Annotated in this window: 17 protein-coding genes and 2 riboswitches; of the genes, 9 read left to right on the forward strand and 8 right to left on the reverse strand. The window is 60.5% G+C overall.

The annotated features are described in order from the left end of the window. Window positions 1-66: 66 nt before the first annotated feature. Window positions 67-990, reverse strand: a complete 924-nt coding sequence (gene metA / locus IFT66_RS13500) for a homoserine O-acetyltransferase MetA (protein WP_192077873.1) — start codon at window positions 988-990, stop codon at window positions 67-69. A gap of 62 nt (window positions 991-1,052) precedes the next feature. Next, window positions 1,053-1,130: riboswitch (SAM riboswitch) on the reverse strand. Window positions 1,131-1,248: 118 nt separating this feature from the next. On the opposite strand from metA, the gene IFT66_RS13505 reads away from it, so the two are divergent. The 7 genes from IFT66_RS13505 (at window position 1,249) to IFT66_RS13535 (ending at window position 9,736) form a co-directional block, all read left to right on the forward strand. Further along, window positions 1,249-1,899 carry a thiamine diphosphokinase gene (locus IFT66_RS13505; protein WP_192077874.1) on the forward strand — a complete coding sequence of 217 codons (651 nt, stop codon included), beginning with the start codon at window positions 1,249-1,251 and terminating at the stop codon, window positions 1,897-1,899. Between the two features lie 7 nt (window positions 1,900-1,906). Continuing rightward, a complete protein-coding gene (locus IFT66_RS13510; protein WP_192077875.1) occupies window positions 1,907-3,721 on the forward strand; it encodes an ABC-F family ATP-binding cassette domain-containing protein in 1,815 nt (604 codons plus the stop codon). A gap of 168 nt (window positions 3,722-3,889) precedes the next feature. Then, window positions 3,890-4,363, forward strand: a complete 474-nt coding sequence (locus IFT66_RS13515) for a response regulator (protein WP_062462225.1) — start codon at window positions 3,890-3,892, stop codon at window positions 4,361-4,363. Between the two features lie 167 nt (window positions 4,364-4,530). Further along, window positions 4,531-4,638: riboswitch (TPP riboswitch) on the forward strand. Between the two features lie 42 nt (window positions 4,639-4,680). Continuing rightward, window positions 4,681-5,703: a thiamine ABC transporter substrate binding subunit gene (gene thiB, locus IFT66_RS13520; protein ID WP_192077876.1), complete on the forward strand. Its 1,023-nt coding sequence runs from the start codon at window positions 4,681-4,683 to the stop codon at window positions 5,701-5,703. 15 nt (window positions 5,704-5,718) lie between these two features. Continuing rightward, window positions 5,719-7,341, forward strand: coding sequence for a thiamine/thiamine pyrophosphate ABC transporter permease ThiP (locus tag IFT66_RS13525; protein ID WP_192077877.1), 1,623 nt, complete (start codon window positions 5,719-5,721; stop codon window positions 7,339-7,341). After that, window positions 7,334-8,008 (forward strand): thiamine ABC transporter ATP-binding protein, encoded by a 675-nt coding sequence (locus IFT66_RS13530; RefSeq protein ID WP_192077878.1) that lies wholly within the window; start codon window positions 7,334-7,336, stop codon window positions 8,006-8,008. Before IFT66_RS13525 ends, IFT66_RS13530 begins: the two co-directional genes overlap by 8 nt. A gap of 213 nt (window positions 8,009-8,221) precedes the next feature. Then, window positions 8,222-9,736 (forward strand): M48 family metalloprotease, encoded by a 1,515-nt coding sequence (locus IFT66_RS13535; RefSeq protein ID WP_113165693.1) that lies wholly within the window; start codon window positions 8,222-8,224, stop codon window positions 9,734-9,736. A 105-nt stretch (window positions 9,737-9,841) separates the two neighbouring features. Here IFT66_RS13535 and IFT66_RS13540 read toward each other — a convergent pair whose 3' ends face one another. The 5 genes from IFT66_RS13540 to IFT66_RS13560 all read right to left on the reverse strand — a co-directional run bounded on the left by IFT66_RS13540 (window position 9,842) and on the right by IFT66_RS13560 (window position 16,107). Beyond that, window positions 9,842-10,705, reverse strand: coding sequence for an RNA polymerase factor sigma-32 (locus tag IFT66_RS13540; RefSeq protein ID WP_062462213.1), 864 nt, complete (start codon window positions 10,703-10,705; stop codon window positions 9,842-9,844). Window positions 10,706-11,003: 298 nt separating this feature from the next. After that, window positions 11,004-11,579 carry a CarD family transcriptional regulator gene (locus IFT66_RS13545; protein ID WP_062462212.1) on the reverse strand — a complete coding sequence of 192 codons (576 nt, stop codon included), beginning with the start codon at window positions 11,577-11,579 and terminating at the stop codon, window positions 11,004-11,006. 385 nt (window positions 11,580-11,964) lie between these two features. Beyond that, entirely contained in the window at window positions 11,965-12,303 is a 339-nt protein-coding gene (gene fdxA, locus IFT66_RS13550) for a ferredoxin FdxA (RefSeq protein ID WP_062462209.1), read from the reverse strand. 182 nt (window positions 12,304-12,485) lie between these two features. Continuing rightward, window positions 12,486-12,893, reverse strand: coding sequence for an RNA-binding S4 domain-containing protein (locus IFT66_RS13555; protein WP_192077879.1), 408 nt, complete (start codon window positions 12,891-12,893; stop codon window positions 12,486-12,488). 4 nt (window positions 12,894-12,897) lie between these two features. After that, window positions 12,898-16,107, reverse strand: coding sequence for a helicase-related protein (locus tag IFT66_RS13560; protein ID WP_192077988.1), 3,210 nt, complete (start codon window positions 16,105-16,107; stop codon window positions 12,898-12,900). Window positions 16,108-16,482: 375 nt separating this feature from the next. On the opposite strand from IFT66_RS13560, the gene IFT66_RS13565 reads away from it, so the two are divergent. Next, window positions 16,483-16,638, forward strand: a complete 156-nt coding sequence (locus IFT66_RS13565; RefSeq protein ID WP_082471964.1) for a DUF3309 family protein — start codon at window positions 16,483-16,485, stop codon at window positions 16,636-16,638. Window positions 16,639-16,678: 40 nt separating this feature from the next. After that, window positions 16,679-16,933 carry a glycine zipper domain-containing protein gene (locus tag IFT66_RS13570; RefSeq protein ID WP_062462199.1) on the forward strand — a complete coding sequence of 85 codons (255 nt, stop codon included), beginning with the start codon at window positions 16,679-16,681 and terminating at the stop codon, window positions 16,931-16,933. A 63-nt stretch (window positions 16,934-16,996) separates the two neighbouring features. On the opposite strand, the gene phbB is transcribed toward IFT66_RS13570, so the two are convergent. Both phbB and IFT66_RS13580 read right to left on the reverse strand, forming a co-directional pair. Beyond that, entirely contained in the window at window positions 16,997-17,725 is a 729-nt protein-coding gene (gene phbB, locus IFT66_RS13575; RefSeq protein ID WP_192077880.1) for a beta-ketoacyl-ACP reductase, read from the reverse strand. A gap of 81 nt (window positions 17,726-17,806) precedes the next feature. Continuing rightward, window positions 17,807-18,988, reverse strand: coding sequence for an acetyl-CoA C-acetyltransferase (locus IFT66_RS13580; RefSeq protein WP_192077881.1), 1,182 nt, complete (start codon window positions 18,986-18,988; stop codon window positions 17,807-17,809). Window positions 18,989-19,150: the final 162 nt, after the last annotated feature.

Here is a 19,150-nt window from a genome sequence, read left to right on the forward strand (position 1 = left end):
GAGGCCAGCGGAAAAATCCGTCAGGCTATCATCCAGCAAGGATGACGGGGCAGAAACCGGTCTCGGTCACTCGGTGCCGATTTTTTCGAGGTCGTAAGGCGTCGTCTGGTAGATCTCGTTAATCCAGTTTCCAAACAGCAGATGCGCATGACCGCGCCAGCGGTTGAGCGGAGCCAGCGTATCGTCGTTGTGCGGAAAATAGTCGTGCGGCATCTTGATGGGGATGCCGGCATCGACATCGCGGAAATACTCGTCGGCAAGCGAGGTGGAATCGTATTCGACGTGGTTAAACATGAACAGCCGCCGTCCGGCCCGCTCATGCACGAGGCAGAGGCCCATTTCGTCTGATTCCATCAGGATCTCGAGGTCACTGCCGGCCTTTTCAACATCCTCCCGACGAACTTCCGTCCAGCGCGACACCGGCACCTGGAAATCGTCGGAGAAGCCGTTGAGGTAGACGGAGGCCGGCGACAGGTTGCGGTGGCGATAGACCCCAAACGCCTTTTCCTTCAGCCCGTGCTTCGGAACGCCGTGGAAATGATAGATGGCGGCCATCGCCCCCCAGCAGACATTCATGGTGGAATGCACGTTGGTGGTGGTCCAGTCGAAGATTTCCTTCATCTCCTGCCAGTAGGTGACATCCTCGTATGGCAGGGTTTCCACCGGCGCGCCGGTGATGATGAAACCGTCGAACTTGCGGTGCTTCACCTCTTCCCACGTCTCGTAGAACGACAGGAGATGATCTTCCGATGTGTTCTTGGCCTTGTGGCCGCCGATGCGGACCAGCGAAAACTCGACCTGCAGCGGCGAGGCGCCGACAAGGCGCGCCATCTGCACCTCGGTCTTGATCTTGTTGGGCATGAGGTTGAGAAGCCCGATCTGCAGCGGCCGGATGTCCTGGCGCACGGCCATCGTTTCGGTCAGTACCCGCACGCCCTCGGAAACGAGCGTATTGAAGGCAGGCAGCGTATCGGGGATCTTGATCGGCATCTCTTCAACCCAAAAACAAAAAGCCGGCACGAAAAATCGCAGCCGGCCCGTGGGAAGTTTTTGAAACTCTTCTCGCGGCCCTTTAGCGACTTTTTTTACGTGGCTGCAAGCCGGCCGGCCAAATCACCACGGAATTTCGACTTTTCAAATAATCCTTGCCACGCCCGCCGTCAATGGGAGCAAAAATGACCGCTTTCGCACGAACAGTGCGACACGCGCCTTTCCCTTGCCAGCCGCTTTAGGATAAGGGCATGAGCAATGGCCAACTCGACCTTCACGATCCTGCTCGGCGGTGACCTCACCGTAACCGACCGACTGCAAAAGGCAGTTGCCGCAAGCCGCTTCATCGCGGCAGACAGCGGCATGCGCCATGCAGAGGCGCTGGGTGTGATGCCGGAGCTCTGGGTGGGCGATTTCGATTCCTCCGACGCAGACCTGATCGAGCGCTATCCCGATGTCGAGCGCCGGACCTATCCGCCGGAAAAGAACGAGACGGACGGCGAGATTGCGACGGCCGAAGCGATCGAACGCGGCGCGACGCGGCTCATTCTGATAGGCGCGCTGGGCGGCGAACGGTCCGACCACGCGCTCCAGCATTTTCTGCATGCGATGAGCCTTGCCGAGCGCGGCCATGACGTTCTTCTCACATCCGGCGAGGAAGAGGCTGTGCCGTTTCTCACCGGCACGATGACACTCGACCTGCCCAAGGGCGCGTTGTTTTCCGTCATCGGTTTTACGGGCCTTACAGGCCTGGACATTCTTGGCGCGCGCTATCCACTCAAGGATTACACGCTGCCCTTCGGTTCTTCCCGCACCGTGTCCAACGTTGCAGAAGGGCCGGTCCAATTCCATTTACGTGACGGCAGGGCGATGATCCTTGCCCGTCCAAACGATTTTTCCGGAGCATAGACGCCGCATGGCACCGCCTATTCTGAAACTCGACGATATCGTTCTAACCTTCGGCGGCACGCCGCTTCTCAACGGAGCTGCCCTGCAGGTAGAGCCCGGCGACCGCATCTCTCTCGTCGGCCGCAACGGTTCCGGCAAATCGACGCTGATGAAGATCGCCGCCGGCATGGTGGAAGCGCAGTCGGGCGAGGTTTTCCGGCACCCCAATGCGACGATCCGCTATCTCGAACAGGCGCCGGATTTCGCTGGTTACAAAACCGTGCAGGCCTATGCGGAAGCGGGGCTTGGACCGGGCGACGACCCCTATCGCGTCACCTATCTCCTGGAGCATCTCGGCCTGACAGGAGAGGAAGATCCGGTCAGGCTTTCGGGCGGAGAAGCCCGACGTGCAGCACTTGTCCGCGTCATGGCGCCGGAACCTGATATCCTGATGCTGGACGAGCCGACCAACCATCTCGATCTGCCGACCATCGAATGGCTGGAAGACGAGTTGCGCAAGACCCGCAGCGCGCTCGTCGTCATCAGCCATGACCGTCGCTTTCTCGAAAAGGTATCCAACGCCACCGTCTGGCTCGACCGCGGCACCTCCCGCCGCCTGTCGCGCGGTTTCGGCCATTTCGAAGCCTGGCGCGATCAGGTTCTCGAAGAGGAAGAGATCGAGCAGCACAAGCTCGGCAAGGCGATCGAGCGCGAAGAACATTGGATGCGCTACGGCGTGACCGCAAGGCGCAAGCGCAACATGCGCCGCGTCGGCGAGCTGCAGTCCATGCGTGCCGACTACCGCGGCCACAAGGGGCCGCAGGGTTCCGTTCAGGCCTCCGTCGCCGAAGGTCGCGAGTCCGGCAAGCTGGTGGTGGAAGCGGAAAACATCACCAAGACCTATGACAAGCCGATCGTCGCGCCATTCTCGATCCGCATCCATCGCGGCGACCGGATCGGCCTGGTCGGCCCGAATGGTGCTGGCAAGACGACGCTGCTGAAGATGCTGACGGGCCAGCTCGCCCCCGACGGCGGCTGGATCAAGCTCGGCACCAATCTCGAGATTGCCACGCTCGACCAGAAGCGCGAGGACCTCGATCCCGCCGACACGCTGTCCCATTACTTGACAGATGGCCGCGGCGAAACGCTGCTGGTCAACGGCGAACAGCGGCATGTGGCGGGCTACATGAAAGACTTCCTGTTCCAGCCGGAACAGATCCGCACGCCGATCAAGAACCTCTCCGGTGGCGAGCGCGCGCGCCTGATGCTGGCCCGCATGCTGGCAAAGCCGTCGAACCTTCTGATCCTCGACGAACCGACCAACGACCTCGACATCGAGACGCTCGACCTGCTGCAGGAAATCGTCGCGGGCTATGCCGGCACCGTCATTCTCGTCAGCCATGACCGCGACTTTCTCGACCGCACCGTGACCTCGACGATCGCTCCGGTAGACCCGGATGCGCCGGATGGACGCTGGATCGAATATGCAGGCGGCTATACCGACATGCTGCAGCAGCGCAAAGGCATGGCCGACGAAAAGCGCCGCGCCGATAAGGCGGAAAAGGCAAAGACCGAAGGCAGTGCGCCCGGTGTCACCAAGGCGAAGGGCAAACTTTCGTTCAAGCAGAAATTCGCGCTTGAAAATCTACCCAAAGAGATGGCGAAGGCACAGGACGAGATCGCCACGTCCGAACGGAAGATGGCCGATCCCAAACTCTTCGCCAAAGACCCGTCGGCGTTTTCAAAGCTTGCCGCAGAGACGGCAAAACTACGCGATCGTGTCGCCAAAATGGAAGAAGAATGGCTGGAGCTTGAGATGCTCCGAGAACAGATTGAAGGATAGTTAAAGAATTCCTATACTTAACAAATAAATATCCACCGTTTTATTTGTCGCGAGCCGGAACAAACATTCCCCGGTGACGTTCGGCATCCATCAAGTGGTCGAAATGCGTAGTGCGGTATGAATGCCGACATGCCGACCAGATGGAAACAAAACGGTTAGGAATGTCCAATGCTGACTAATGTGATGCGTCGTCGGCTGGCGAGTGATGCAATGGAACAGCGCGTTCTGATCGTCGAGGACGAATTCCTGATCGCGCTTGATGTTGCCGAGACTGTCGAGAGCATGGGTCTCAAGGTTGCAGGCTTTGCCAGCGCCCGCAAGCACGCCCTGTCGCTCGGTGCATACGCCGATATCGCGCTGGTCGACGTCAATCTCTCCGACGGCCGGACCGGTCCGGAAATCGGGCGCGAACTCGCTGCCGAATACGGCCTGACGGTCATCTTCATGACGGCCAATCCGGAAGACGTGAAAGACGGCGTCGAAGGATCGCTCGGCGTTCTGACCAAGCCGGTCATGCCGCATGTGGTGGAGCAGACAATCGATTATGCCATCGCCAACCGTCTTGGCGGCATGGCGATCGTGCCGCGTGACCTCAAGATATTCCGCAACGACTCCCAGTCAGGCTACGCGCTCAACGCCTGAACCTTGTTGTCAAAGAACTACTAGCAAGAAAGCCGTCCGGCACGCCGGGCGGCTTTCTTGCTATCGAGACTGCTATCGCACGATGCCTTTCGGTCCTTTGGCCCTGAACGCAAGACGGCAGGGTTCGACACCACTTGCCAGACAATTCCTTCACCGTTACATCTACTCCCGCTCTAACGGGGTGCTGCGCGGTAACGTGCGGCTGAGAGGCTTTCAGCCAACCCGCGGAACCTGATCCGGCTAACACCGGCGGAGGGATTAGACGGCTCACGCTCAGCGCCTATTCCCCTTGTAGATTGATTTTGAAGGAGGCGTTGATGCGCAAACTCTTGCTATCGCTCACCGTGGCTGCGGCCACCATCATCCTGTCGCCGGCCGCCAAGGCCGAAGACAAGGTGCTGACCATCTACACCTACGAAAGCTTTACTGCCGAATGGGGCCCCGGCCCCAAGGTGAAGGCCGCTTTCGAAAAGACCTGCGCCTGCAAGGTCGAATTCGTGGCTGTCGCCGATGGCGTAGCCCTTCTGACCCGGCTGAAGCTGGAGGGCGAGACGACCAAGGCCGATATCGCGCTCGGCCTCGATACCAACCTGATTTCGGAGGCCAAGGCCACCGGCCTGTTCGAACCGCATGGACTGCAGGCATCGTCCGGCAATGGCGGCATCAACGTTCCCGGCAATTACGCCGACGATACGTTCCTGCCCTATGACTACGGTCATTTCGCCGTCGTCTACGACACGAAGACCATCAAGAACCCGCCGAGGAGCCTGAAGGAACTGGTGGAAGGCGATCCTTCGCAGAAGATCGCGATCGAAGATCCGCGCACCTCGACACCCGGCCTCGGCCTGCTTTTGTGGATGAAATCAGTCTATGGCGACAAGGCGCCGGAAGCCTGGGCAAAGCTGAAGGGCCGCATCCTGACCGTCACGCCCGGTTGGTCGGAAGCCTACGGCCTGTTTACCAAGGGCGAAGTGCCGATGGTGCTGTCCTATACGACCTCGCCTGCCTATCACATGGTGGAGGAGAACGAGAACCGTTACCAGGCGGCCGCGTTTTCCGAGGGCCATTACGTGCAGATCGAAGTGGCCGGCATGCTGAAGGGCGCCCGTGACAAGGATCTCGCCCGTGACTTCCTCAAATTCATGGTGTCGCAGGGTTTTCAGGACGTGATCCCCACTACCAACTGGATGATGCCGGTGACGAAGACGTCGCAGCCGCTGCCCGACGCTTTCGGCAAGCTGGTCATGCCGGAAAAGACATTCCTGATGGGATCCGACGAAGTCGCGAAGAACCGCCAGGCATGGATCGACGAATGGCTGAACGCCATGAGCATGAACTGATCGGCTGAACCGGGCATGCTGCTGACCGCTGCCGAGCGAAGACGGGGGATTTCGGGCGGGGTGATAAGCCTTGTCGCGATCGCGCTTTTCGTCGGCATCGCGGTCTCGGCCCTGCTGCTCTGGGATGCGCCTGAAACGCCGGGGCGATTGTTCTCGGCCTATACCGCACGCATCCTGCAGTTCACGCTCTGGCAGGCGGCACTCTCCACCCTTTTCTCTGTATGCCTGGCCCTTCCCGTAGCGCTGTCACTCGCAAGACGGCCCCGTTTCGTCGGTCGTGTCTGGATCGTGCGGCTGATGGCGCTGCCGATGGGTCTGCCGGTTCTGATCGGGGCGCTGGGTCTGATCGGCATCTGGGGCAGGCAGGGCGCGGTAAACGGCCTCCTCTCGACGCTCGGACTGGAGCAGCCGATCAGCATTTACGGGCTGAACGGCATTCTTCTGGCCCATGTCTTCTTCAACCTGCCGCTGGCCGCCCGGCTGTTTCTCGTCGCGCTTGAGCGGCAGCCGGCGGAATACTGGCTTCTCTCGTCCAGCCTCGGCATGAAGCCCCTGTCGATCTTCCGTTTCATCGAAGCCCCGGCCCTGATCCGGGTCGTGCCGGGCATTGCCGGGCTGATCTTCATGCTCTGCGCCACCAGTTTCACGCTGGTCCTCATCCTCGGTGGAGGGCCGGCGGCAACGACACTGGAAGTGGCGATCTACCAGTCGCTGCGCTTCGATTTCGATCCGCCCCGCGCCATCGGACTGGCGGTACTGCAGATCGCCGTGACGGGCCTGATCCTCGCCGCACTCGCGTTTCTCCCCGCCCCCGACGGCACGCATGTGACTGCCGGCAGAGCCACCCGCCGCTTCGATGGACGCACATGGGGCGCAAGGCTGTGGGACGGCTCGACCATCCTTGCCACGACGCTGTTTCTCGTCCTGCCGCTTGCCTCGATCTTCCTAGCCGGCATCAAGGCCGATCTCTGGCGGCTGGCCTCCAGCCCCGCATTCCTCAACGCCGCCTATACAAGCCTGTCGATCGCGCTCTTGTCAGGGCTGCTGGCCGTCAGCGTGGCTCTGGCGATCATCCATGCGCGCATTGCCATGAGAGACCTCCGTCATCCCGGCATGCTGGCACGTGGACTGGCGGCAATGCTTGGCGCAACGTCGTCGCTGGTGCTGCTGGTGCCGCCGGTCGTGATCGGGACCGGCTGGTTCCTGCTGCTTCGCCCGTTTGGCGATGTCTCGCGGTTTGCCCCGGCACTGGTCGCCGTCATCAACATGCTGATGGCGCTGCCCTTCGTGATGCGGGTGCTGGAACCGGCGATCGAGGATCATCGGCGGCAGACGGCACGGCTGGCAGCGAGCCTCGGCATTTCAGGCTTTTCGAGACTGCGGCGGATCGACCTGCCCTTCCTGATCGGCCCTGTCCTGACGGCACTGTCGTTTGCCATGGCGCTCTCGCTCGGCGATCTCGGAGCCGTGGCCCTGTTCGGCTCCACGGAACTGACGACCCTGCCCTGGCTCGTCTACAGCAGGTTGTCGAGCTACCGAACGAACGACGCCGATGGGCTTGCCCTGCTTTTGGGCATGATATGTCTGGCGCTCACGATCCTCGGAAGTCTGAGCCGGCGAAAGGGATACGATGGCTGACGGCATCCGCCTGGAAAAGACTGCGCTGCAACTCGGCACCAAACGGTTCAGCTTCGATATTGCCATGACCGACGGCGCGATTACCGCCTTGACCGGTCCGTCGGGATCGGGAAAATCGACCTTATTGAACCTCATCGCAGGCTTCGAGATACCGGAGTCCGGCCGCATCCTGATCGCGGGCGAGGACGTGACCCACGCGCACCCCTCAAAGCGGCCGATTTCGCTGGTGTTCCAGGACAACAATCTGTTCGCCCATCTCGACCTCGTCACCAATATCGGCCTCGGCGTCGATCCGTCCCTCAAGCTTTCCCGTGAGGACAGGGTGAGAATTTCGCAGTCACTCGAGCGTGTCGGGCTTGCAGGATTCGAGACGCGCAAACCGGGAACGCTGTCCGGCGGCGAGAGGCAGCGCGCGGCATTTGCGCGGGTGCTGGTGCGAAAAAGACCCGTCCTTTTGATGGACGAGCCGTTTGCGGCGCTTGATCCTGAACTCAGGTCTTCGATGGCGTCGCTGCTCCTGGACCTGCACCGCGAAACCGGCAATACGGTGGTGATCGTCAGCCACGACCGCGCCGAGGTTCAAAAGCTTGCCGATGTGGTGGTTGCCGTCGACGATGGCACCATCGTCAACTCCGCCGCAAACACGGCTATTCCCTACGCCCGCTAGAGGCCAGTCGACGGAGCGTCGTCACGAATAGAGACAGGCGAAAACCAACGTTATCGCAGTGCCACAATTTGGTCTTGCGGCGATGTCATCGCCTTGGTTTATCAGAAGTCAATTGCAAACGCGCCGGCTGAACCTATCTCTTTTATCTGTGCATGCGATGCGAAAATCGGTACGAAGCGAAGGTGAACAGGACTGACGGTGCAGAAGACACGGATCAAAACACGCGAGGACGCGACACCCGGCAGGACCGGGCAGACCAGCGCACCGCGCCGTTGGAGACGCTTTGCCGTCGTGTTGCTCGCAGGTGCAGCACTCGCAGGCTGTCAGTCCGTGTTCGACCAGGCCTATACGCCGAACGTTTCTCCATCAGACTCTCCGCAGATCGTCGACGAAGTTCAAAAGAACGATCCGCGGGCGCAGATGGGTGCACGCGAGCATCCCCGTATCGTTGCAAGCTATGGCGGCGAATATCGTGACGCAAAGACCGAACGGCTGGTTGCTCGGATTGCCGGTGCGCTGACCGCTGTTTCGGAAAATCCGACGCAATCCTTCCGCATCACTATCCTCAATTCCCCGGCGATCAATGCCTTCGCCCTGCCCGGTGGCTATCTCTACGTCACGCGTGGACTGCTGGCGCTCGCCAACGACGCTTCGGAAGTTGCGGCCGTGCTGTCGCACGAGATGGGACACGTCACCGCCAACCACGGCATCGAACGCCAGCGGCGCGAGGAAGCTGAAGTAATCGCCAGCCGGGTGGTCGCCGAGGTGCTGTCCAGTGACATCGCCGGCAAGCAGGCGCTTGCCCGCGGAAAGCTGAGACTTGCGGCGTTCTCCCGCCAGCAGGAACTGCAGGCGGACGTGATCGGTGTGCGGATGCTGGGCGAAGCTGGCTACGACCCTTACGCCGCTGCGCGCTTCCTCGATTCGATGGCGGCCTATGCGCGCTACTCGGCGGTTGATCCCGACAGCGACCAGAGCCTGGACTTCCTGTCCAGCCACCCGAACTCCGCCCAGCGCGTCGATCTAGCCCGCAGGCACGCCCGCAATTTCGGCCAGGAAGGCGTCGGCGACAAGGGTCGCGACTATTTCCTCGCCGGCATCGATGGTCTTCTCTATGGCGACAGCCCACAGGAGGGCTATGTCCGCGGCCAGACCTTCCTGCACGGGGGCCTTGGAATACGCTTCGACGTTCCGCCGGACTTCCGCATCGACAACAAGGTGGAAGCGGTTCTCGCGACAGGACCTGGCGAAACCGCGATCCGTTTCGACGGCGTCGCCGCTGGCGACACCAGCAGCTTGCCCAACTATCTGACCAGCGGCTGGGTGGCCGGGCTTCAGCCGGAAACCGTGCGCGAGACGACTGTCAACGGCCTGCCGGCCGCGACCGCACGCGCATCCGCCGAACGCTGGGATTTCGACGTGACCGTGATCAAGGTCAACGACCAGATCTTCCGGTTCCTGACGGCGGTTCCAAAGGGCAGTCCCGCGCTCGACACGACCGCACAGATCCTGCGCAACAGCTTCCGCCGCATGACACAGCCTGAAATCGCGTCGCTGAAGCCGCTCCGCGTCCGCGTCGTAAGCGTTGGGCCGCAGGATACGATGGCATCGCTGTCAAGCCGGATGATGGGCACAGACCGCAAGCTGGACCTGTTCAAGCTGATCAACGCCATTCCGGTCGGCGCGACATTGTCGCCGGGCCAAAAGGTCAAAATCATTTCCGAATGAGGCTTGTATAAAAGCTTCAAAGCGCGAGGGCCGTTTCAAGGGCCTGCGCGCTTTGAAGCATCGTGTCGAGATGTCGCGACCGCCAGAGCGGCGCGGGCACAGTGTTTAGGACACAAGCGCCATCTGCGGATTTGCGGTGACGAGTGCCGACTTCAGCTTCTCGATCGCGCGGCTTTCGATCTGGCGCACACGCTCCTTGGAAATGCCGAGCTTGGCGCCAAGCGCTTCCAGCGTCGCACCGTCGTCAGTGAGCCTGCGGGCGCGGATGATCATCTTTTCGCGGTCGTTGAGCTTTGTGAGGGCACCCTGCAGCCATTTCAGCCGACGCTCGCCATCGATCATGCCGGAGACCTGTTCGTCCGGCAGTGGTTCGCCGCTGGCCAGCATGTCGAGGCGTTCGCCACTGTCGGCATCACCGGAAATCGTTGGAGCCTGAAGCGACGAGTCATTGCCGGAGAGACGGGCATCCATGGTCTGCACGTCGGAAACGCTGACGCCGAGTGCGACGGCAATTTCCTCATGGATGGCCTGGGCCGTGAGGTTGGAGTCGCCGCGGGCAAGTTTTGCGCGCAGGCGGCGCAGATTGAAGAACAGCGCTTTCTGGGCTGAACTCGTACCACCGCGTACGATCGACCAGTTGCGCAGGATATAGTCCTGCATGGAGGCACGGATCCACCAGCTGGCGTATGTGGAAAAGCGGACATCGCGGGCCGGTTCGAACCTTGCCGCAGCCTCGAGCAATCCCACATAACCTTCCTGAACGAGATCGCTCATGGGTAGACCGAACCCACGGAATTTCGACGCCATCGCGATGACGAGACGCATGTGGGCGAGTGCAATCTGGTTTCGAGCACCCTGATCCTGGCGGTCTTTCCAACGGATTGCCAGATCACGCTCTTCCTCGCGGGCGAGATACGGAGCCGACATCGCTATCTTGATCATTGTGCGGTCTGCGGACATGGCTGTCATAGTGTTCTCCGTGGTGCCGTGATCGACAAAGGGCAGAACCAAAAAAAAACGCTGAATTGCGGGATTACCGATATTCCAGCCTTGATTTTTACGAATTTCTGCCGATGTCCCTCAAGTGTCTCGCGGAGGTCTTGGACCGGTTAGGCAATCGCCCCGCTATTGGTTAGGACGGAGAACACGCAGCACGATGCAGCATTAAATTCGCCGTTCCGGCGGGTTAACGCGCTTGTGTTGTAAAGGTTCCAACAAAAAACCCGGCACTAGGCCGGGTTTTTGGTGTTGTCTTTCAGAGACAAAATCAGGCTGCTTCTTCTTCCTGAGCTTCATCTTCCTCAACTGTCTTGCCGCGCTTGGGACCCTTGGCAAGGTTGACCTCGATCAGGCGAACAGCTTCCGTATCGGACATCTTGTTGACGGCGGCAATTTCGCGCGCCATGCGATCCAGCGCCGCTTCATACAGCTGACGCTCGGAATAAGACTGCTCGGGCTGGTTTTCGGCGCGGAAAAGATCGCGCACCACTTCTGCAATGGAAATCAGATCACCGGAATTGATCTTGGCATCATATTCCTGTGCGCGACGCGACCACATCGTGCGCTTCACGCGGGCCTTGCCCTGGACCACCTTCAATGCACGTTCGACGAAATCCGTCTCGGAGAGCTTGCGCATGCCGATGCTCAAGGCCTTGGCGACCGGAACCTTCAGGCGCATTTTGTCCTTTTCAAAATCGATCACGAAAAGCTCGAGCTTCATGCCCGCGACTTCCTGTTCTTCGATAGAGGTGATCGTGCCGACGCCATGCGCAGGATAAACAATCGATTCACCAGTTCTAAAGCCCTGGCGTGCGGGAGAATTCTTTTTCAGTTGGGTCGTCATTCGATTCACAAACTCCCTTTGACTCACCCGTTTTATCGGGTCTGGGGAAACCGGGTCTGTCAGGCCCGGATGAGACGGGGGAAACCGTCGGGTCACTCCATACTGATCCGACAACGCGCGCAAAAACAGACCAACTCGCGAAACGGCGACGACAACATCAAAGTGTTGCAATGTCACGGGGAACGCGGGGAGCGATCTGTTTCTTTCGTGATGTTTTTCGGGCACGCGAGTGCCACCTTGTGGAACAGTGAGTAAGCTCTACCACAAAAAAGTGCGGAAATCAATAATTTGCTTTTATTCTTGCAAGCCGCATGACAGTCGGACAGTGCCCAACCAAAAGACAGCTGATTCGAGCGGGTGACGGGCGCACCGTCACCATCCGGGTTTAATCGCCGGAACCTGGCTCTGCCGAGAAGTACTTTTCATACTTGCCCTCTTCGCCGTCCATTTCCTTGGCCTCCGGAAGAGGATCCCGCTTCACGGTAATGTTCGGCCAGATCTGCGCGAAGTCGGAGTTCACCTTCAGCCACTTGTCGAGACCCGGTTCCGTGTCAGGCTTGATGGCCTCAGCCGGACATTCAGGCTCGCAGACGCCGCAATCGATGCATTCGTCCGGGTGAATGACCAGAAAGTTCTCACCTTCGTAGAAGCAATCGACCGGGCACACTTCGACACAGTCTGTGTATTTGCAGCGGATGCAATTGTCTGTCACGACGAATGTCATGCGAAACTCCGAATATCGCAGATTGCGGCACGCTGCCGACGAAAGGTGCGGCAGGCGAAAAGCCGGCAGACTTCAGCACTCAAGGAAGTCATGCTTTTCGAGTGTCACCTAATGCCTTTGCTGCAACTGCGCAAGAATAAACCGTGCGTAAAAACCGGGTCTTGAGGGCGGATTTTCTAAACCTAGTTTTCGCCCGCTTCGGGAAACAGGCGTTCGGTCTCCCGCCTTTCCTTCTTCGTCGGACGCCCGGAGCCCGGCAGGCGTTGCGCCTGCTCGAACGCCGTCAACTTCTGGCGTTCCTCCGGAGGCGGCGTCAGATCTTCGTAGAGAAGCCGCGCCTCTTCGAATGGACCCCGCCGATCACCACCGGACTTGACGACCAGAACCACATCGCGCCGTTCCAGCTTGATGTCGAGGCGGTCCCCGGTCTTGACCTGATAGCTCGGTTGAGAAACCAGCGCGCCGTTTATGCGGATGCAGTTGGACTGGATCAGCGACTGCGCGATGGAGCGTGACTTTGCCATGCGCGCGAAAAAGAGCCACTTGTCGATGCGCTGTCGCGAACCTGCATGCAGCACTTTTTCAACCATGCGCCTACTTCTTCATCTGCTCCTTGAGAGCAGCAAGCTTGGCAAAGGGCGAATCCGGATCGATCGGCTTTTCCTTGCGCGGTGGCTTGGCCTCAAAGCGAGCGGGCTGCGGTCCCTTGTTACGGTCCGGACGATCGTTACGATCTCCGCGCTCGGGACGATCGCCCCGGTTTTCAGGCCGACGGTTGTTGTTGTCGCGGTTCGGACGACCACCGTCACGGCGCTCGCCATCCCGACGACCATCGCGGCGGCCTTCCTTGGGAGCGGCTTCGCCCTCGGGGCGGGCTTCCTGGGTACGGCCTGCTGAGGCAGCACCGGCATTGCGCTGACCCTGGCCGTTACCACGGCGATCACCCTGCTGTGGCCGACCACCCTGGCGCTGGCTGTTCTCGCGACCGCCACCCGGGCGCCACAGGAGAACAGGCTTTGCTTCTTCGGGTTCGACGGCAGCGGCAGATTCAATCGAGGCGGCTGTCTCGGCCTGAGCGTCCGGCTCGGCCGTTGCAGGTGCTTCAACGGTTTCAGCTTCCATGGACGCGGCGACGTCAGGCGCCGCAGCTTCTTCACTTGCAGCGTCTTCTGCAGGAGCAGCGTCTTCTGCAGAAGCAGCAGCCTCGGCAGGCGCCGCAACCTCAGCGGAAGCTTCAGTTGCTTCGACCTGATCGCCTTCGGCAGTCGGTGCGGCCTCGTCTGCTGCAGCCGTTGGCGTGGCAGGGGCAGCCGCAGCTGGCTCCTGGCCAACCAGGAATGCCTGCGCCTCTTCAGGCTTCACGGCATCGGCGCGATAGCCGAGGCCTTTCAGAATTTCTTCCATATCGTCAGGCGTTGCGCCGAGGATCGACAGCATGGCTGTCGTCGTCACGAAGCGGCGACCGTCATAGGCGCCTTCCGGACGCGGGCTGGAGCCCGGCTTCCACTGCAGCAGCGGACGGATGAGATCGGCCAGACGCTCGAGAATGTCGATACGAACGGCACGCTTGCCGAGGAAGCGGAAACCGGCGAGCTTGTAGAAGGTACGCTCGAAAGCAGGATCCGCGACGACCGATGTGCGGCCGGCAGCAAGCGCCGGAATAAGATCGCCGTAACCCGGCTTGTCGATGCCGTCGTTCTTCAGCGCCCAGAGAAGCGTGATAAGCTCGGCCGGAGCAGGCTTCAGCAGCGCCGGCATGAACACATGGTAGGCGCCGAAGCGGATGCCGTAGCGGCGCATCGAAGCGCGCGCATCCTGATCGAGCGTCTTCACGTCTTCGGCAACATCGCGCCGGAACATGACGCCGAGGTTTTCGACCAGCTGGAAGGCCAGGCCCTTGGCGAGACCCTGCAGGTCTTCAGCGCGCGACAGATCGTCCAGCGGCTTCAGCACGGTCGCAATGTGATGGTTCACGAAACGCTCGATGCGCGCAACGACGTGTTCGCGGGCATTGCCGGTCAACTGCTCGTCGGCAAGCAGGATCAGGCGCGGGCGCATGATATGGTCGCTTGACGCAAGCCGGCCGACAGGTTCGCCGAGCCAGCGCACGGAACCGTCCGAGCCGACAGCAAGGTCGTTGTTGCCGGATGCATAAAGCCGCGCGGCGCGTGCCTCGAACTCCAGCGCAAGCGCCTTTTGCGCGGCACCCTGGACGGCCTTCGCATCGGGACCCTCCGTGCCGGCTATAGGCGTGAATCGGAATCCAGCCAATTGCCCCACATGATGGCCTTCGACGAAGACATCCCCATTCACACTGATTTCAGCTTCCAGCATCGCATTCTCTCTTAGGCGCTTCATGAGCACAGATGTCCTGCGATCAACAAAGCGTTTCGTCAACCGTTCATGTAACGCGTCCGACAACCTATCCTCGATTTCCCGTGTCTTTTCTTGCCAGTGTGTCGGATCGGCAAGCCAGCCAGGGCGGTTCGAAACATAGGTCCAGGTACGAATCTGCGCGATTCGGGCCGACAGGGTGTCGATTTCTCCGTCGGTCCGGTCGGCGCGGCGAACCTGTTCTGCCATGAATTGCTCGTTCACCGTGCCGAAGCGCACAAGATCCGAGAAAAGAGTCGAAATGAGGTCTGCGTGTTGCGCAGGGGCAATCCGCCGATAGTCCGGCAGAGCGCAGGCCTCCCACAATTTTTCCACCCGCTCCGGCGTTGTCGCCGTATCGCGGATTTCTGCGTAGCGCGACAGATAGTCGAGCGCCTGGATATCGATTGCCGGCAGCGCGCGGGCAAGCCCCGCCACGGTCGGCGGCCGGTCGAGACTGGCGCGCAGAGCGGCAAGCGAGGAATAGTCGACGCTTTTCGTGCGCCACTGCAGCACTTTCACCGGCTCGAAATGATGACCCTCGATCCGCTCGACCAGTTCGTCGTCGAAAGGCTGGACCTGCCCGGTGACACCAAAGGTTCCGTCACGCAGGTGGCGGCCCGCACGCCCGGCAATCTGCGCCATTTCGGACGGATTGAGATTGCGGAACTGATAGCCGTCGAACTTGCGATCCTGAGCGAAGGCAACGTGATCCACATCGAGATTGAGGCCCATGCCGATCGCATCGGTTGCGACGAGATATTCCACATCGCCTTCCTGATAGAGAGCGACCTGTGCATTGCGGGTGCGCGGGCTCAAGGCGCCAAGCACGACAGCCGCACCACCGCGCTGGCGGCGGATCAGTTCGGCGATCGCATAGACCTCTTCCGCAGAGAAGGCGACGATCGCGGAACGCTGCGGCAGGCGGGTGATCTTTTTCTGACCGGCATAAAACAACTGCGAGAGGCGCGGCCGTTCGACCACGGTGATCCCGGGAAGCAGCCGTTCGAGGATCGGCCGCATGGTGCCGGCGCCCAGCAGCAACGTCTCCTCGCGTCCGCGAAGATGCAGGATGCGGTCGGTGAAGATGTGCCCGCGCTCGAGATCGCCGGCCAGCTGTACCTCGTCGATAGCGACGAAGGCGGCCTTTGTCTCGCGCGGCATCGCCTCGACGGTGCAGACGGAAAAGCGCGCCATATGCGGCGTGATCTTTTCCTCGCCCGTGATCAGCGCGACATTGTGATAACCGACCTTCTCCACGACACGCGTATAGACCTCGCGTGCAAGCAGGCGAAGGGGCAGACCGATGACGCCGGAACCGTGCGCAACCATGCGCTCGATGGCATAATGGGTCTTGCCGGTATTGGTGGGGCCTAGCACGGCCGTGACGCCGCGGCCGCTGAGAATCATGGGCTGAGAATGCAAAGCCAGTTCCTGCTTATCCGCCGATGCGATCCTCCACGGAAACGCAATCGCAGTATCAGATGGCCATGCTCGACGATAAACGCAAGCCGATATGTTGTCCTCGACAAGGCGAGACCACGATTTCCAGGATCAACATGTGTACGATACGCACGCCAGTTTCGTTCGAACAAACGTGAACGAATCGGCGACGATTGCGGATTCCGGAGCGTTCCCGATCTGTTTCGAACATTACCCGGCTTTCCGACGCATGGCCAAAGTGTAACCCGTTAACCACACTTCACGGGCGAGCTAGTGGTGAGTGGAACAAAAGTTCCCATGCTACGTTTTCTCGGCAATCCCAACCGGACATGTCGAGCCGGGAGGTCAGCGGAGTACAAGCCTATGCTCGGAACCATCCTACTTATCGTACTGATTTTGCTTTTGATCGGCGCGCTGCCGAATTGGGGGCACAGCCGGAACTGGGGTTATGGTCCGTCCGGCGGTCTCGGCCTCGTTGTGCTGATTATCATCATCCTCCTGCTGATGGGCAGGATCTAAAAGCGGCGAAGCCGCACGTTACCAAGGGAAGGAAAGTGACATGAAAAAAGTTTTGCTCGTCGGCGCTCTCGTCGGAATGCTGGCATCCTGCACATCCACTGAAAAGGGCACTGCAATCGGTGCTGCTTCAGGCGCCGTTATCGGTGGCGCTGTGACCAACAGCTGGGGTGGCGCTGCAGTCGGCGCTGTCGGCGGCGGTCTGGTTGGCGCTGCTATCGGCGAATCGCAGAAGCGCAACGGTTACTGCGTCTATCGCGACCGTTATGGCCGTACATACGAAGCGCGTTGCCGCTAAGTCCTGCGTTTAGTCGCAGAATAGAAACCGGCGTCCCATGGGCGCCGGTTTTTTTGTATCCGCTTACCCGGCGAAATACTGACCGCCATTTGCGCTGAGCGTCGAGCCGGTAATGAATCCGGCTTCTTCAGAGGCCAGAAACAGCACGCAGCGGGCGATTTCTTCCGGTTCGCCCAACCGTCCGACAGGTATCTGCGGGATGATCTTCTCATCCATCACCTTTTGCGGGATGGCACGCACCATGTCGGTGCCGATATAGCCGGGGCAGATCGCATTGACGGTGATGTTCTTCGAGGCCCCCTCTTGAGCCAGCGCCTTGGTGAAGCCGAGATCGCCCGCCTTGGCGGCAGAATAGTTCACCTGCCCCATCTGGCCCCTCTGGCCATTGATCGAGGAGATGTTGATGATGCGGCCGAAGCCGCGCTCGCGCATGCCGGGCCAGACCGGATGGGTCATGTTGAACAGCCCGGACAGGTTGGTATCGATGACCTCCTTCCACTGCTGTGGCGTGATCTTGTGAAACATGCCGTCGCGGGTGATGCCGGCATTGTTGACGAGGACGTCGATCGGCCCGAGCTGCGTTTCGACTTCAGCGATGCCCTTCACGCAGGCATCGTAATCCGACACGTCCCACTGGAACACCGGAATGCCCGTCGCCGCGTGAAACTCAGCGGCCTTTTCGGTATTGCCCGCAAAATTTGCGGCGACCGAATAGCCTGCCGCTTTCATGGCAGTGCTGATCGCAGCCCCGATGCCGCGCGTGCCTCCTGAAATCAACGCGATACGCGCCATGTAAACTTCCTTTCATACCGTCGCCGCCGTCAGCGTAACGGAGCTGCTCACGCCGATAACGTGGGCAGCTGCCACCCAGTGCTAGAGCGCTTCCAGACACATGGCGACGCCCATACCGCCCCCGATGCAGAGCGTCGCAAGCCCCTTTTTCGCGCCACGGCGCTTCATTTCGAACAGCAGCGTATTGAGAATTCGCGCACCCGACGCACCGATCGGGTGACCGATGGCGATCGCTCCGCCGTTGACGTTGACGAGCGACGGATCGAGGCCCAGATCCCGCGTGACCGCGCAGGACTGTGCGGCAAACGCCTCATTCGCTTCGATCAGATCCACATCGCCGATTTTCCAACCGGCTTTTTCCAGCGCGCGACGCGAAGCCGGGATGGGGCCGGTTCCCATGATCTGCGGATCGACGCCGGCGGTGGCCCAGGAGACGATGCGCGCGAGCGGCGCAATGCCACGACGACCGGCTTCTTCCTCCGTCATCAGCAACGCCGCAGCTGCGCCATCGTTAAGGCCGGATGCGTTGGCGGCAGTCACTGTGCCTTCCTTGTCGAAGGCCGGCCGAAGCTTCGCCATCCCCTCCAAAGTCGCACCGGCACGGATGTATTCGTCGTTCTCAACGCAAACATCGCCCTTTCGGGTCTGGATCAGGAACGGAACGATCTCGTCCCTGAAGCGGCCAGCAACCTGCGCTGCCTCCGCTTTGTTTTGCGAGGACACCGCGAACTGATCCTGTTCCTCGCGCGACAACTGCCACTGTCGGGCGATGTTTTCAGCGGTGATGCCCATGTGATAGCCGTAGAACGCGTCGGTCAGGCCATCCTTGATCATCGTATCGATCATCTTGAAATCACCCATCTTCACGCCGCCGCGCAGATGTGCGCAATGCGGGGCCATCGACATGGATTCCTGGCCTCCCGAGACGATGATTTTGGCGTCGCCGAGCGCGATCTGCTGCATGCCCAGTGCGACCGCACGAAGACCGGAACCGCAGAGCTGGTTGACGCCCCAGGCCGTCGCCTCCTGCGGCACCCCGGCCTTCATCGCCGCCTGGCGGGCGGGGTTCTGTCCCTCGCCGGCAGGAAGGACCTGGCCCATGATGACCTCGTCCACTTCACCCGCCTCCACGCCACCGCGCGCCAGCACCTCCTTGATCACCGCGCCACCGAGTTCGTGTGCGGGGACGTTTGCAAATGCGCCATTGAACGAGCCGACGGCCGTTCGTGCTGCGGCTGCGATAACGATGGATGGATTGGACATGATGTCTCCTCTTTCCGTTTCTTGGCACCGAGACTGGCAAAGCCTGTGCGCCCTGTCAAACGCCCGGTTTTCGCCCGAAAAACCCGATTTTTCATCGATTTGCTGCGCAGCATGGTGATCCATCGCGGCGCACAAATCGATTGTCAGTTGCGCCAATTTAAG

This window comes from Rhizobium sp. CFBP 13726, from assembly GCF_014841925.1.
GTDB lineage: Bacteria > Pseudomonadota > Alphaproteobacteria > Rhizobiales > Rhizobiaceae > Neorhizobium > Neorhizobium soli.

Coding starts and splice junctions, on each gene's coding strand:
- phbB (WP_192077880.1), bottom strand. CDS start 17,725: ATGGCGCGTATCGCGTTGATTTCAGGAGGCACGCGCGGCATCGGGGCT.
- IFT66_RS13510 (WP_192077875.1), top strand. CDS start 1,907: ATGGCACCGCCTATTCTGAAACTCGACGATATCGTTCTAACCTTCGGC.
- IFT66_RS13570 (WP_062462199.1), top strand. CDS start 16,679: ATGAAAAAAGTTTTGCTCGTCGGCGCTCTCGTCGGAATGCTGGCATCC.
- fdxA (WP_062462209.1), bottom strand. CDS start 12,303: ATGACATTCGTCGTGACAGACAATTGCATCCGCTGCAAATACACAGAC.
- IFT66_RS13525 (WP_192077877.1), top strand. CDS start 5,719: ATGCTGCTGACCGCTGCCGAGCGAAGACGGGGGATTTCGGGCGGGGTG.
- IFT66_RS13540 (WP_062462213.1), bottom strand. CDS start 10,705: ATGACAGCCATGTCCGCAGACCGCACAATGATCAAGATAGCGATGTCG.
- IFT66_RS13515 (WP_062462225.1), top strand. CDS start 3,890: ATGCTGACTAATGTGATGCGTCGTCGGCTGGCGAGTGATGCAATGGAA.
- IFT66_RS13555 (WP_192077879.1), bottom strand. CDS start 12,893: ATGGTTGAAAAAGTGCTGCATGCAGGTTCGCGACAGCGCATCGACAAG.
- IFT66_RS13530 (WP_192077878.1), top strand. CDS start 7,334: ATGGCTGACGGCATCCGCCTGGAAAAGACTGCGCTGCAACTCGGCACC.
- IFT66_RS13565 (WP_082471964.1), top strand. CDS start 16,483: ATGCTCGGAACCATCCTACTTATCGTACTGATTTTGCTTTTGATCGGC.
- IFT66_RS13580 (WP_192077881.1), bottom strand. CDS start 18,988: ATGTCCAATCCATCCATCGTTATCGCAGCCGCAGCACGAACGGCCGTC.
- IFT66_RS13505 (WP_192077874.1), top strand. CDS start 1,249: ATGGCCAACTCGACCTTCACGATCCTGCTCGGCGGTGACCTCACCGTA.
- thiB (WP_192077876.1), top strand. CDS start 4,681: ATGCGCAAACTCTTGCTATCGCTCACCGTGGCTGCGGCCACCATCATC.
- metA (WP_192077873.1), bottom strand. CDS start 990: ATGCCGATCAAGATCCCCGATACGCTGCCTGCCTTCAATACGCTCGTT.
- IFT66_RS13545 (WP_062462212.1), bottom strand. CDS start 11,579: ATGACGACCCAACTGAAAAAGAATTCTCCCGCACGCCAGGGCTTTAGA.